Raw genomic sequence first — 13,474 nt, forward strand, 5'->3', positions numbered from 1 at the left:
GATGAAGGAACTGATCCCGCGGCAGCAGTTCGACGTGGCCATCCAGGCGGCTGTCGGCTCGCAGATCATCTCCCGCACCACGGTCAAGGCCATGCGCAAGAACGTGCTGGCCAAGTGCTATGGTGGCGACGTTTCGCGCAAGAAGAAGTTGCTCGAGAAGCAGAAGGAAGGCAAGAAGCGCATGAAGCAGGTCGGCCGCGTGGAGATCCCGCAGGAAGCCTTCCTGGCCGTGCTGCAGATGGACAAGTAAGGCCGGATGGCTTTCCCGGCGGCGGCAGACGGCACCGTACGGTGTCGCCCGGCGCGAGGGGAACCACCCCCCGCACCGCTGCAATCGTTCCCAAGGACACTGCATGAAATTGTTTGAGATTCTCCTGGTCGTACTGACGTTGGCCTCGGGCCTGATCCTGCTCGGCGAGAAGCTCTACTTCGCCAAGCGCCGCGCCCAGCGCGCCGGCCTGCTGGACACCGAGCCGGTGATGGTCGACTACGCCCGGGCGTTCTTCCCGGTGCTGGCGATCGTGCTGGTGGTGCGCAGCTTCATCGCCGAACCGTACAAGATCCCGTCCAGCTCGATGATGCCCAACCTGCTGATCGGCGATTTCATCCTGGTCAACAAGTTCTCCTACGGCCTGCGCCTGCCGTTGAACAACGCCAAGATCGTGCCGCTGGGTGAGCCCAAGCGCGGCGACGTGGTGGTGTTCCACTTCCCGGGCCATTCGGACACCGACCCGGCCAAGGGCGAGAATTTCATCAAGCGGGTGATCGGTATTCCGGGCGACCAGATCGTGTTCCAGGGCAATGGCCTGATCCTCAATGGCGAGCCGCTCAAGTACGACAACAAGGGCCTGTACGCCGGCCATCGCGGCCAGGGCGAGGGCAGCTCGCTGCTGGTCGAGCACCTGCCGGGCCGTACCCATACCGTGCTGGAAACCGACTATCCGCGTGGCGAAGGCCAGTGGACCGTACCGGCGGGCAAGTACCTGGTGATGGGCGACAATCGCGACAACAGCGATGACGGCCGTTTCTGGGGTCTGCTGCCGGAGGAAAATCTGCGCGGCAAGGCCTTCCTGATCTGGCTGAACTGCTCGGGTTGGTTCTGCAAGGACGGTTTCGAGCCCTCGCGGATCGGCTCGAGCATCAATTGATCCATCACACAAGCGTATCTGGGGAGAACGCAATGAAGACGATGAACACGCAGCGTGGCATGACCCTGACCTCGTTCCTCGTGGTCCTGATCGTGGTCGGTTTCGGCCTGTATATCGGCATGAAGCTGTTCCCGATGTACCAGGAGTACTACGCGGTCCGCTCGGCACTCAAGAGCCTGGCCAAGGAGCCGGGTGTCGGCAACATGGAGCCGGCGCGCGTGCAGGATATGTTCTTCAAGCGGTTGTACATCAGCTATTCGGAAAACGTGAAGCCGGCCAATGTGAAGTTCGACCGGATCAGTGGTGGCTGGAACATGAAGGTCAACTACGAGGTCCGCCGTGAACTGCTCGGCAACCTCGATGTGGTTGGCAAATTTGATACGAACCAGGAACTGACCCTCAACGGTGTCGACTAAGACTTTCCAACGCGGTGACCCCATCGGCCACCCCTTCCAGGATCCGGGCCTGCTCCAGCAGGCCCTGACGCATCGCAGTGCCGGCACGCCCAACAATGAGCGGCTGGAGTTCCTCGGCGACAGCATCGTCAACATGATGGTGGCCCAGGCGCTGTATCAGCGCTGGCCCAAGGCCGACGAGGGCGCGCTGACCCGTGCCCGCGCCGAGCTGGTGCGCGAAGGCGCGCTGGCGGTGATCGCCCGCACCCTGGAGCTGGGCGACCGGCTCATCCTGGGGCCGGGTGAGATGAAGACCGGCGGGCACCGCCGCGACTCGATCCTGGCCGATGCGCTCGAGGCGGTGGTGGCCGCGATCTACCTGGACGCTGGCTTCCATGCGTGCCAGAGCGTCGTGCTGCCCTGGTTCGGTCCCTCGATGGATACGCTGCCGGCCACCGGCAAGCCCGAAAAAGACCCCAAGACCCGCCTGCAGGAATGGTTGCAGGCCCGGCAGAAGACATTGCCGCTCTATGAGCTGCTGTCAGAGTCGGGTGATGATCATGCCAAGACCTTCCGGGTACGCTGCGGCGTAGCCGATCCCGCTGTCAGCACCGAAGGCGAAGGTGCCTCGCGACGGCTGGCCGAACAACAGGCGGCTGCGGCCGCCCTCGAGCAACTGGATTCCAAGTGAGCGAAGCAATCCCCCATCGTTGCGGCAGCGTGGCGGTCATCGGCCGTCCCAATGTCGGTAAATCCACCCTGACCAACGCCCTGGTGGGCGCCAAGGTCAGCATCGTTTCCAACCGCCCGCAGACCACGCGGCACCGGCTGCTCGGCATTGCCAGCTACCCGGAAGGGCAGCTGGTGCTGGTGGACACCCCCGGCCTGCACCGTGTTCAGAAGCGCGCGATGAACCGGGTGATGAACCGCGCCGCGCGTGGCTCGCTGGAAGGCGTGGACGCGGGCATGCTGGTGATCGAAGCCGGTCGCTGGGACGAGGAAGACACCCTGGCTTTCAACGTCCTCAGCGACTCGGGCATCCCGGTGGTGCTGGTGGTCAACAAGGTCGACAGGCTGAAGGACAAGGCCGCGCTGCTGCCGTTCCTGCAGCAGGTCACCGAAGGCCGCAACTTCGCCGCCGTGCACCCGATTTCGGCGCAGAAGCGCAACGGGCTGGAAGCGCTGGTGCGCGACCTGCTCAAGCTGCTGCCCGAAGCCCCGCCGATGTTTGGCGAGGATGAGATCACCGACCGCAGCCAGCGCTTCCTGGCCGGCGAGCTGGTCCGCGAGCAGCTGATGCGCCAGCTCGGCGAAGAGCTGCCGTATGCCACCACGGTGGAGATCGAGCGCTTCGTCGAAGACGGCAACCTGCTGCGCATCGGTGCGGTGATCTGGGTCGAACGCGAAGGCCAGAAGGCCATCGTGATCGGCAAGGGCGGCACCCGCCTGAAGGACATCGGCGCCAAGTCGCGCATGCAGATGGAGCGGTTGTTCGACGCCAAGGTGTTCCTGGAGACCTGGGTGCGCGTGCGTGAGGGCTGGTCCGACGACGAAGCCGCGCTGAAGGCCTTCGGCTACGAATAAGCCGGGCAGGCGTGCCGTCCGAGGACGGCCGCCGGCCTGCCACCCGCCTGCCGTTGACGGCTGAGCCATGCGCATCGACGACGAACCTGCTTTCGTGCTGCATGCCCGGGCCTGGCGTGAGACCAGCCTGCTGGTGGAAGTACTGACCGAGCAGCATGGCCGGCTCGGGTTGCTCGCGCGCGGCGTGAGCAGCCCGCGCAGCCAGGCGCTGCGCGCCGCCCTACAGCCGCTGCAATGGATCCGTTTCAGCGCGGTGCAGCGCGGCGAACTGGCCCAGCTGCGGGGCGCTGAGGCGCTCGACGCGGCGCCTCGGCTCGGCGGCGAGACGATGCTGGCCGGCTTCTACATCAATGAACTGATCATGCGCCTGGCACCCCGCCAGGACCCGCTGCCCGAGTTGTACGACCATTACGGCCTGGTGCGCCAACGGCTGCGCGACGGTGAACCGCTGGCCTGGACCCTGCGCCGGTTCGAGCGCGACCTGCTGGAAGCGCTCGGTTTCGGGTTCGATCTGGCCCACGGCAGTGAGGGCGAACCGGTCGATCCGGCCGCCCGCTACGAACTGGACCCGCAGGAGGGACCGCGCCGGCTGCTCAGCGAACGCGGCACCGACCCACGCCGGGGCACGGCCACCGGCAGTGCACTGCTCGCGCTCGCCGACGACCGCCAGCCGGGGCCTGACGACCTGGCCAGCCTGCGCCGCGGCATGCGCGCGGTGCTGTTGCACCATCTGGGCTGGCGCGGACTCAAGTCCTGGGAAATGCTCGAAGACCTGGCGCGTCGCCGCTAGGCGAGCGGTCCGGGCACGCCACCGTGCCCAACAGAACATCACCCGCTCCGGGCAGAGCCGGACCAAGCCCGGCTGCGCGCGCTCCCGGCATAGCCGGACCATGCCCGACTAGGCGCGCTCCCGGCAGAGCCGGACCAAGCCCGCTACGTGCGCTCCCGGCAGAGCCGGACCAAGCCCGGCTGCGCGCGCTCCTGGTAGAGCCGGGCCATGCCCGGCTGCCTTGGCCTCTGCCTCGGCCTCAATGCAGCAACGATTCCACTGCCGCCTGGAATCGCGTATGCGCACCACTGGACTGCGGCGCCTGGTGCAGTTGGCGCACCGCGCGCGCCAGCCGTGCGGCGCCGACAAACCCACAGCTGGCCTGGAGCCGGTGCAGTTGCCCGTGCAGCGCGCGCGCATCCTGCTGCAGCAGGGCCTGGGCGACCGCGTCACGGACCCCCGGCAGCTCGGCCAAGAACAGCTCGCGCAGCGCGATCAGGTGATGGCGTTGCCCATTCAGCGCGGCCAGGGCGGTGATTTCGTCCCAGTCCTCGCGCTCGGCGTCCGCGCCGGTGCCCAGTGCCGAGGGCGCGCTGCCGGGGCTGTTGACCAGGGCGCGCCGCACCGCCTTGAGCAGCTGCTCGCCACTGAGCGGCTTGACCAAGGTCTCGCTGAAGCCGGCATCGCGCAGCCGCGCGTGGATGCTGGTGTCGCCATCGGCGGTATGCGCCAGCGCTGGGGTGTCCGGGCGTGACAGGCGCAGGGCCTGCAACAGCTCGGTGCCGTTGCCATCGGGCAGGTTGACGTCGATCAGCCACAGGTCGTGCTGGCCGCTGCGAGCCCGATCCATGGCCGTGGCCAACGAATCGGCGGTGTCCACCTCGGCGGGAAGGGCTTCCAGCGCGGCCTTGAAGAAGCCGCGGCTGATGGTGTCGTCCTCGACGAGCAGGAATCGGGGCATGGGATCCCGCGGGGTCATCTGCATTTGTGGCTGCCTCCATGTCAGCTATGCGCCATATTAAACATGCGCACGCGCGCTGCAAGCGGTTACAGGGGTGCTTTTGGCAGTCCGAGCTGCGTATCTGCGACAATACGCACCCTTTTTGCCCGCAGCCTGTTGCCACGTGGCCCGAACCCGCTCCCGCCTCGACCGTACGCCGTTCCAGACCGACATCCTCGACCTCAGCCACGATGGCCGTGGCGTGGCCCGCCGCGAAGGCGAGGGCAGCAAGGTCACCTTCATCACCGGCGCGCTGCCGGGTGAAGTGGTGAGCGCTGAACCGACCGCCCGCAACCGCCATTTCGACGAAGCGCGCACCCTGGACGTGTTGCAGCCCTCGCCGCAGCGGGTGACGCCGCGCTGTCCGCATTTCGGCGTCTGCGCCGGTTGCGTGCTGCAGCATCTGGAGGAGTCGCAGCAGATCGTGGCCAAGCAGCGGGTGCTGATGGACAACCTGACCCGGATCGGCCACGTCACCCCCGGCACGGTGTTGCCGCCGCTGGTCGGTGACAGCTGGGGCTACCGCCGCAAGGGCCGGTTCTCGGTGCGTCGGGTCGAGAAGAAGGACAAGACCCTGGTCGGCTTCCGCGAGCAGGATCCGCGCTTTGTGGCCGACCTGTCGCAGTGCCTGACCGTGATCCCGGAGATCGGCAGCAAGGTCGGGGTGATGGCCGCGTTCATCGAAACCCTCGATGGCAAGCGCGATATCCCGCAGATCGAATTCATCGCCGGCGATGACGCGATCATGTTGACCATCCGCCACATGCAGCCGCTCACCGATGCCGACCGTGCGGCCTGGACCGCCTTCGGGCAGGAACATGGCTTTGCCATTTCGCTACAGCCCGGTGGCGTGGAATCGGTGCACCCGCTGTGGCCGGCGGAGGTGCCGCTGTCGTTCAAGCTGGCGCCGTGGGATGTCGAGCTGGCGTTCCGCCCGCTGGACTTCATCCAGGTCAACGCCAAGCTCAACGTGAAGATGATCGCGCTGGCCCTGGAACTGCTTGACGCGGGCCCGGACGAGCGCGTGCTCGATCTGTTCTGCGGGCTGGGCAACTTCACCCTGCCGCTGGCGCGCACGGTGCGCGAAGTGGTCGGCGTGGAGGGCGAGGCCGGGCTGGTGGCGCGCGCGAAGGAAAATGCGGCGCGCAACGGCCTGGACAACGCGCAGTTCTTTGCCGCCGACCTCACCCAGGACCAGCGGCAGACGCCGTGGATGCGCCAGGGCTTCGACAAGCTGCTGCTGGATCCGCCGCGTTCGGGTGCCATTGAAGTGCTGCAGCAGCTGCCGTTGAAGCAGTTCAAGCGCATCGTCTACGTCAGCTGCCATCCCGGTTCGCTGGCCCGCGATGCCGGCTACCTGGTCAACGAGCAGGGCTTCACACTGGTCAGCGCCGGTGCGATGGACATGTTTCCCCACACCGCGCACGTGGAGAGCATCGCGGTGTTCGAGAAGCGCTGAGCGCTGACCGCAGGCCGGCGACCGGTACGGTCGCCCTCGTCACCGCGGGTGGACGCCTGCTGATGAGTCAACCGTCGTCACCGCGGGTGGACGCATGCCGACCAGGCAACCGACGCACCGCTGGTAGGCGCACGCCGGGACCGGTCCCGGCGGCGGCGCGGATGCCGGCAGGGTCGGACCCGAGTCGACGGGCGGCGCTGCGACCGCGTCCGGGAACGCATGCCCCTGATCGAGGGCAACGGTGGGCTGCATGCGCGGGGATGCCGGGCCTTCGCTGGGAACCTGCCATCGTCGCGCTGAGGCCTGCCATTGGCAGTCGACTGGCGTCGCCCCTGCCGAGGCGATACGCGGTGCGGCGCTGGCGACCTCGCGTCAGCCCCAGCGTCGCCTACCGATCGGCATTGAGAGGAGCGTTCTGCCACTGCCCCTGTGCATCGAACACATACGTCTGCGGCTCGGTGCCGCGCTCGGTGCCATCGCCTGCGGTGACCTCGCAGGTGATCTCCGCCGCGTAGGTGCTGCGCAGCTCGCAGTCCTGAATCGCCCGGACCTGCAGCCGCTTCTGGGAGGCCCGCATCTCCCCGCGCGCCGTGGCATCCGTGATGCTGTCCATGCGCTCGTCGAGTCGTTCGCTGAGCAGCGCACGGGCGCGTTCGCGCGGAGGAACCGGCGCCGGCACATCTGCTTTTTCCAACGCCCAGCCCATGCCCTGCGGAACCAGGCGCAGCATGCGGTAGCGGGTCCTGATGCCGATCTCCATGCCGACCAGGCACTCGTACGCGCCGCTTACGTCAGCGCTGGCGAAACACGGCCCGTGCTCGAACCCGCGCGGGGTGAACATCGCGTGCAGCACCAGATCCTGGGTGGAGGCGGCCGGCTTCTTCTCCGCGTCGATCATCGCCAGGATCGACGCCTCGATCTGCGCGTGGGTCGGCGGCGTGGCAGCCACGGCGCTCAGCGGCAGCAGCGACAGCAACGAGGAGGCGAGCAGGTGGTTCATCGGGCGTCCTTGCAGGGCAGCCAAACAGTATAGAAGCACGCCTCGGCCGCGTCCCCACGATCGCGCATACTGTGCACATGGGCATTGAAATCGAACGCAAATACCTCGTCACCGGCGATGGCTGGCGCGCCGCCGCGCACGCGGTGATCCCGATGGCGCAGGGCTATCTCAACGACACCGCCTCGCTGGAGCGCGGCGCGCAGAAGGCCTCGGTGCGCGTGCGCATCCAGGGTGAGCAGGCCTTCCTCAACATGAAGTCGCGCGAAATCGGGCACACCCGCCAGGAGTTCGACTACCCGATCCCGGTGGCGGATGCGCGCGCGTTGCTGGCGCTGTGCGTGGGCGGGCTGATCGACAAGCGGCGGCACCTGGTGCATCACGGCGGCCTGGTCTGGGAGGTGGACGAGTTCCTCGGGGACAACGCCGGGCTGGTGGTGGCCGAAGTCGAGCTGGAACACGCCGACCAGGCCATCGACCTGCCCGCGTGGGCCGGCACCGAGGTTACCGACCACGTCCGCTACTACAATCTGGCGCTGGCCGCGCACCCGTTCTCGCGCTGGTCGGCTGCTGAACGGGGCTGAGCCCCATCTTGCAATCGCCCCGGGCGGCCCACAGTCTGGTCGGATGAAAATCGATATCTGGTCCGACGTGGTATGCCCCTGGTGCTGGATCGGCAAGCACCGTTTCCAGCAGGGCCTGGCCCTGCTGGGTGACGACGCCCCGCAGGTGGAGGTGCACTGGCATCCGTTCCTGCTCGATCCCGATGCGGGCGTCACCCCGGTGCCGCTGCGGCAGGCCTACGCCGCCAAGTTCGGCAGTGCCGAGCGCACCGAACAGATCCTGTCCCAGACCCAGACCGCCGCGCGCGCCGAGGGCCTGCCGATGGACTTCGACCAGGGCCAGGTGCGGGTGACCACGCTGCCGGCGCACCGCGTGCTGTGGCTGGCCGGGCGTGAAGGCGTGCAGGGCCCGGTGGGCGAGGCGCTGTTCCGTGCCCATTTCGTCGAAGGCCGCAACCTGGCCGACCCGCAGACACTGATCGACGCCGCCGCCGCAGGCGGCATCCAGGCCGAGCGGGTGACCGCGCTGCTGGCCGGCGAGGAGGGGCTTGAGGAGATCCAGGCCCAGCTCACCCAGGCCCAGGCCATGGGCATCCAGTCGGTGCCTACCTTCGTGGTCAATGATCGCTATGCCATCCAGGGCGCCCAGCCGCCGGAGGCCTTCGCGCAGGCACTGCGCGAGATCGCCGCGGCGACGCCCGATGCCGCCGGTCCGGCCGACGGGGCCCACTGCGGCCCGGACGGCTGCGCCTAGGTGAATATGCGGCGACCGGCAGTCGTGGCCTAGCGCGCGCGGGTTCTGCGACAATGCGGCAGTGCGCCATCATGGCGCCCCGTATTGGAGATCGACCATGCTCGTGATCGGCGTTGCCGGGACCGAACTCACTGCCCAGGAGCGCGATTGGCTGCAGCACGACGCCGTGGCCGGCGTCATCCTGTTCAAGCGCAATTTCGCCTCGCGCCAGCAGGTCGCCGAGCTGTCCGCAGCGATCCGCGCCGCCGCACCGCGCCCGCAACTGATCTGCGTGGACCAGGAAGGCGGACGCGTGCAGCGCTTCCGCGAGGGCTACAGCGCGCTGCCGCCGTTGCAGGGTTTCRATGCCCTGTACCGGCAGGACCCGCAGGCCGCCCTGGCGCTGGCCACCCAGCACGCCTGGCTGATGGCCAGCGAAGTACGCGCCAGTGGCGTGGACCTGAGCTTCGCCCCGGTGGTCGACCTGGGCCGCGGCAACCTCGCCATCGGCGACCGCGCCTTCAGCGCCGATCCGCAGGTGGTGGCCGCCTTCACCCGCGCCTACATCGAGGGCATGCACAGCGTCGGCATGGCCGCCACCCTGAAGCACTTCCCCGGCCATGGCACGGTCCGCGAAGACACCCATGTCGATGATGCCTCCGACCCGCGCACGCTGGACGCACTGCGTGCACTGGACCTGGTGCCGTTCGCGGCCGGCATCGACGCCGGCGCCGATGCGGTGATGATGGCCCACGTGGTCTACCCGCAGAWTGCGCCGGAACCGGCCGGCTACTCGCCGCGCTGGATCCAGCAGATCCTGCGCGGGGAGATGGGCTTCCGCGGCGTGGTGTTCTCCGATGACATCGGCATGGCTGCCTCGTTCTCCGCAGGCGGGGTGAAGGCGCGCGTGGACGCACACCTGGATGCCGGCTGCGACGTGGTGCTGGTCTGCCATCCCGAACTGGTCGAAGAATCGCTGCGCGCGGTCCAGCCGCGCACCCTCAACACCGCTGCGCTGATCGGTCTGATCGGTCGCGGCGCGCTGGGCTGGGACGGCCTGCTGGCCGATACCCGCCATGGCACCACCCAATCCCGTTTGCTTGACACCCTTGGAAGAACCGTCTGATGCCCAACCTCACCATTTCCCAGGCCCTGGCCCAGGCCGACCTGCTGGTCGACCGTCCCACCATCGACACGGCCATCGCCGCCATCGCCGACGCCATCGCGCGCGATTACAAGGGCGAAGTGCCGCTCTTCCTGTCGATCATGCACGGCGCGCTGCCGTTCGCCGGCCAGCTTGCGCTGGAACTGGGCGCGCGCGGTCAGGACGTGCAGTTCGATTACCTGCACGCCACCCGTTACCGCGGTGAAACCACCGGCGGCGACCTGGTGTGGAAGCACAAGCCGGCCACCGCGCTGTTCGGCCGTCGCGTGCTGCTGGTCGATGACATCCTCGACGAGGGCTACACCCTGCAGGGCGTGCGTACCTGGTGCCTGGAGCAGGGCGCCACCGACGTGCGCATCGCCGCGCTGACGGTCAAGCAACACGACCGTGCGCTGCCCGACGTCAAGGCCGACTACGCCGGCATCGACCTGCCGGACCGCTACGTGTTCGGGTTCGGCATGGACGTCAACGAAACGCTGCGCTGCGTGCCGGCCATCTATGCGATGAAGGAATGATGGAAGCGATTTCACTCGCCGTCATCGGCGGTACCGGCGTCTACAAACTGGCCCAGCTGGATGATGTCAGCAGCCACCAGGTGGAGACGCGCTACGGCACGCCGTCCGGCCCGATCCGGGTCGGTACGCTGCTCGGCCAGCGCGTGGCCTTCCTGGCCCGCCATGGCGAAGGCCATTCACTGCCGCCGCACAAGATCAACTACCGCGCCAACCTTGCCGCGCTGCAGCAGATCGGTGCCACACGCGTGCTCGCCCTCAACACGGTCGGCGGCATCACCGAACACTGCGGCCCGCGCGTACTGGCCTGCCCGGACCAGCTGATCGACTACACCTGGGGCCGTATCTCCACCCTGAGTGAAGAGCCGGGCAGCGAGGTCCTGCACGTGGACTTTGGGCATCCCTACACGCCGATGCTGCGCAGCAAGGTGTTGGCGGCGGCGAAAGTCACCGGCGTGCGCCTGCACGACGGCGGCTGCTACGGCGCCACCCAGGGACCACGGCTGGAAACCAACGCGGAAATTGCGCGGATGCGGCGTGATGGCTGCGATCTGGTCGGCATGACCGGCATGCCCGAAGCCAGCCTCGCCCGCGAGCTGGGTCTGGACTATGCGTGCCTGGCGATCGTGGCCAACTGGGCCGCCGGCTGTGGCGATGGCGATGAAATCACGATGGCCGAGGTACTGGCCAATGTGGACGCGGCGTCGGCCGGATTGCCGGAACTGATTGGCGAATTGGCACGGGGGTGATTGTCATTGCGGAGCAAGCTTTGCATACTCCGCCAGTGCGCTGGTTGAGCGTACACCACCCATTCATTGAAGAAGGTCTCGCATCACCATGCCGAACGGTACCGTCAAGTGGTTCAACGACGCCAAGGGATTTGGCTTTATTTCGCCGGAGGACGGCAGCGCCGACGTCTTCGCGCACTTCTCCGCGATCAACTCCAAGGGCTTCCGCAGTCTGCAGGAAGGCCAGAAGGTCACCTATGACGTGACCCAGGGCCCGAAGGGCGCCCAAGCCTCGAACATCGTGCCGGCGGCCGAGTAATTCATCGCGCTGCGCATTGAAAACCCCGCTTCGGCGGGGTTTTTTTTAGCTGTCGGCGGACCCACCGCTGCGCGGCAACCGGCATCGCGCGTGATGCCGATCACGAATAAGGACATCCATGTCATCACCACGACGGACCATCGCCATCGTCGGCTACGGCACGGCGGGACAGGCATTGGCGGTAGTGCTTTCACGCGACCATCACGACGTGCACGTCTTCGAGCGCGCAGCCGCACCCGGACCGGTCGGCGCCGGCTTCCTGCTGCAGCCCACGGGACTGGAGGTGCTGTGGCAGATGGACCTGCTGCCGCAGGTGCTGCACCACGGTGCCGCCGTGCGTCGCCTGTATGGCGACACGCCGTGCGGACGTACGGTGATGGAGATGGGCTATGCCACGCTGGACGCGCGCCTGCACGGCGTGGGCATGCAGCGTGGCGCGCTGTTCTCGCTGCTGGCGCAGGCCTGGGAGCATCCGGGCAACCTGCACGCCGACACCGCCATCGTCGACGTCGACACGACGCAGGGACGGCTGCGCGACGCGCGCGGCGTGTGGCACGGGCCCTACGATCTGGTGATCGCCGCCGATGGCGCCGGCTCCACGCTGCGCACGCACGTGCAGGGCACCCAACTGGACCGTGAGTACCCGTGGGGCGCGCTGTGGTGCCTGCTGCCGCGTGGCGACTGGGCGCATTACGAGGAACTGCGCCAGCGCTATGTGGCCGCGCGCAAGATGATCGGGCTGCTTCCCGTGGGCACGCGCCCCGGCGATGACGAGCAGCGCCTGAGTTTCTTCTGGAGCCTGCCGCGTGATCAGTTCGCGCAGTGGGAACACGATGGCCTGCAGCGCTGGTTGGACGAGATCGCCACGCTGTGGCCGCAGGCGCATGCGCGCCTGGACGGCGTGCGCGATGGCGCGCAGCTGGCGCGTGCGGGCTACCGTGACGCGGTGATGTCGCGCTGGAGCCGAGACCGGCTGGTGCTGGCCGGTGATGCCGCGCACGCGATGAGCCCGCAGCTGGGGCAGGGCGTGAACATGGCGCTGATGGACGCGTTGGCGCTGCGCGATGCGCTGCGCGCGCACCGCGACCGCGATGCCGCGCTGCAGGCGTACGTGGCGCAGCGCCGCGCGCATGTGGCCATCTATCACTTCTGGAGCCGCTGGCTGACGCCGTTGTTCCAATCCGATCGCGACACGCTGGCGCGTGCGCGTGATGTGTTGTTCAAGCCGATGGGCAACCTGCCGGTCGGTCGTGGTCACATGTTGCGCGTGCTCAGCGGCACCCAGCGTGGGTGGCTGGGCAAGCTGGGCCTGTCGCCCGGTTTCATCGACGCGATGGCTGCACAGGATGCTGCGCGCATCTGCTGATAACCCTTGATAGCGGTGCGCAGCGCGTCGATGAAGGAGCATTTAACATCCATTGACGGTGGACTCACCCCGTGTGTGCGACAAGTGACGGGTAGACGCGGCCTGCGTGCGGCGCCTGCGCCTACGGTCCTTGATGGGCCGATCGCACCCCCGAAGGAGAGTGACATGCTGTTCATGGCCGAAGTCCTGGATGCCGAAATCTGCAAGCTGCGCGGACTGTTGCAGATGCTGCACGAGGATCAGCCTGATGTGATGGACGATGTATTCGAGTTCCACGTCACCAGCCTCATCACCCATGCCGCGCCGGAGCAGCACCAACGCATCCGTACCGCCGCACACGACATGATGGCCGAGATCCTGCGCCAACCGGTGCGGCCCCGGCCCCACAAGGCCGACATCCGATTGATGCCGGACGTGCTCGTTCCCGCAATGTAATCGAGCGTAAGCCACTACCGTGTCGGTGGTGGCTTCAGCGTGCGTGCTATGCCGTGCGCGCCTGACGGGCGGGCAGGGTGATCGCCTCGTCTTCCACGCAGGCCACCAGCTGCTCGCCTGCGGCGAGCACCGGGGCGATACCCGCGGTAAAGCGCGACCACGCCGGCAATACGGTCAAGCGCTCGCGCAGCCAGAACGCGGGCCAGCGTCGCTGCATGCCCGGCAGGCGCGCCAGCGGATGGATGTGACCGCACAGCACATGCAGTGAGGGGTGCGGTTGCGGATCATGGCGCAGCAGGAA

At 67.6% G+C, this 13,474-nt stretch carries 17 protein-coding genes and 1 pseudogene; 15 read left to right on the plus strand and 3 right to left on the minus strand.

What is annotated here, in order from left to right; translation table 11 throughout:
- The 6 genes and pseudogenes from AC1DQP_RS08460 to recO form a co-directional block, all read left to right on the plus strand.
- Positions 1-250: pseudogene (locus AC1DQP_RS08460) on the plus strand (elongation factor 4); the annotation flags it as partial.
- A 103-nt stretch (positions 251-353) separates the two neighbouring features.
- Positions 354-1,148, plus strand: coding sequence for a signal peptidase I (gene lepB, locus AC1DQP_RS08465; RefSeq protein WP_256775840.1), 795 nt, complete (start codon positions 354-356; stop codon positions 1,146-1,148).
- A gap of 32 nt (positions 1,149-1,180) precedes the next feature.
- Positions 1,181-1,564, plus strand: a complete 384-nt coding sequence (locus tag AC1DQP_RS08470) for a DUF4845 domain-containing protein (RefSeq protein WP_256775841.1) — start codon at positions 1,181-1,183, stop codon at positions 1,562-1,564.
- Positions 1,554-2,234, plus strand: a complete 681-nt coding sequence (gene rnc / locus AC1DQP_RS08475) for a ribonuclease III (RefSeq protein ID WP_256775842.1) — start codon at positions 1,554-1,556, stop codon at positions 2,232-2,234. The genes AC1DQP_RS08470 and rnc overlap by 11 nt, the downstream gene beginning before the upstream one ends.
- Positions 2,231-3,127 (plus strand): GTPase Era, encoded by an 897-nt coding sequence (gene era, locus AC1DQP_RS08480; RefSeq protein WP_256775843.1) that lies wholly within the window; start codon positions 2,231-2,233, stop codon positions 3,125-3,127. The genes rnc and era overlap by 4 nt, the downstream gene beginning before the upstream one ends.
- Before the next feature lie 67 nt (positions 3,128-3,194).
- Positions 3,195-3,917 (plus strand): DNA repair protein RecO, encoded by a 723-nt coding sequence (recO, locus tag AC1DQP_RS08485; RefSeq protein WP_478051414.1) that lies wholly within the window; start codon positions 3,195-3,197, stop codon positions 3,915-3,917.
- 238 nt (positions 3,918-4,155) lie between these two features.
- On the opposite strand, the gene AC1DQP_RS08490 is transcribed toward recO, so the two are convergent.
- Positions 4,156-4,881, minus strand: a complete 726-nt coding sequence (locus AC1DQP_RS08490) for an Hpt domain-containing response regulator (RefSeq protein WP_457318868.1) — start codon at positions 4,879-4,881, stop codon at positions 4,156-4,158.
- 139 nt (positions 4,882-5,020) lie between these two features.
- Here AC1DQP_RS08490 and rlmD point away from each other — a divergent pair, with 139 nt between their 5' ends.
- Positions 5,021-6,355 carry a 23S rRNA (uracil(1939)-C(5))-methyltransferase RlmD gene (gene rlmD / locus AC1DQP_RS08495; RefSeq protein ID WP_457318869.1) on the plus strand — a complete coding sequence of 445 codons (1,335 nt, stop codon included), beginning with the start codon at positions 5,021-5,023 and terminating at the stop codon, positions 6,353-6,355.
- A 388-nt stretch (positions 6,356-6,743) separates the two neighbouring features.
- Here rlmD and AC1DQP_RS08500 read toward each other — a convergent pair whose 3' ends face one another.
- The gene (locus AC1DQP_RS08500; RefSeq protein ID WP_457318870.1) at positions 6,744-7,355 is read right to left on the minus strand and encodes a hypothetical protein; all 612 of its coding nucleotides are present in this window, start codon (positions 7,353-7,355) and stop codon (positions 6,744-6,746) included.
- Positions 7,356-7,432: 77 nt separating this feature from the next.
- Here AC1DQP_RS08500 and AC1DQP_RS08505 point away from each other — a divergent pair, with 77 nt between their 5' ends.
- The 8 genes from AC1DQP_RS08505 to AC1DQP_RS08540 all read left to right on the plus strand — a co-directional run bounded on the left by AC1DQP_RS08505 (position 7,433) and on the right by AC1DQP_RS08540 (position 13,173).
- Positions 7,433-7,936: a CYTH domain-containing protein gene (locus tag AC1DQP_RS08505; protein WP_457318871.1), complete on the plus strand. Its 504-nt coding sequence runs from the start codon at positions 7,433-7,435 to the stop codon at positions 7,934-7,936.
- Between the two features lie 43 nt (positions 7,937-7,979).
- On the plus strand, positions 7,980-8,669 hold the full coding sequence (locus tag AC1DQP_RS08510) for a DsbA family oxidoreductase (RefSeq protein ID WP_457318872.1): 690 nt from the start codon (positions 7,980-7,982) through the stop codon (positions 8,667-8,669).
- A 97-nt stretch (positions 8,670-8,766) separates the two neighbouring features.
- Positions 8,767-9,774, plus strand: a complete 1,008-nt coding sequence (gene nagZ / locus AC1DQP_RS08515) for a beta-N-acetylhexosaminidase (RefSeq protein WP_478051415.1) — start codon at positions 8,767-8,769, stop codon at positions 9,772-9,774.
- Complete coding sequence (locus AC1DQP_RS08520; protein ID WP_312236549.1) at positions 9,774-10,328, plus strand: hypoxanthine-guanine phosphoribosyltransferase; 555 nt, start codon at positions 9,774-9,776, stop codon at positions 10,326-10,328. Before nagZ ends, AC1DQP_RS08520 begins: the two co-directional genes overlap by 1 nt.
- Entirely contained in the window at positions 10,328-11,074 is a 747-nt protein-coding gene (locus AC1DQP_RS08525; protein ID WP_256775852.1) for an S-methyl-5'-thioinosine phosphorylase, read from the plus strand. Before AC1DQP_RS08520 ends, AC1DQP_RS08525 begins: the two co-directional genes overlap by 1 nt.
- Before the next feature lie 88 nt (positions 11,075-11,162).
- Positions 11,163-11,372, plus strand: a complete 210-nt coding sequence (gene cspE, locus AC1DQP_RS08530; RefSeq protein WP_256775853.1) for a transcription antiterminator/RNA stability regulator CspE — start codon at positions 11,163-11,165, stop codon at positions 11,370-11,372.
- Between the two features lie 118 nt (positions 11,373-11,490).
- Entirely contained in the window at positions 11,491-12,738 is a 1,248-nt protein-coding gene (locus AC1DQP_RS08535; RefSeq protein WP_457318306.1) for an FAD-dependent oxidoreductase, read from the plus strand.
- Positions 12,739-12,903: 165 nt separating this feature from the next.
- A complete protein-coding gene (locus tag AC1DQP_RS08540; RefSeq protein WP_457318305.1) occupies positions 12,904-13,173 on the plus strand; it encodes a hypothetical protein in 270 nt (89 codons plus the stop codon).
- 46 nt (positions 13,174-13,219) lie between these two features.
- Here AC1DQP_RS08540 and AC1DQP_RS08545 read toward each other — a convergent pair.
- The coding region (locus AC1DQP_RS08545) for a metallophosphoesterase family protein (RefSeq protein ID WP_478051416.1) at positions 13,220-13,474 on the minus strand (255 nt) is incomplete at its 5' end.

Source organism: Stenotrophomonas sp. P5_A8 (genome assembly GCF_056400545.1).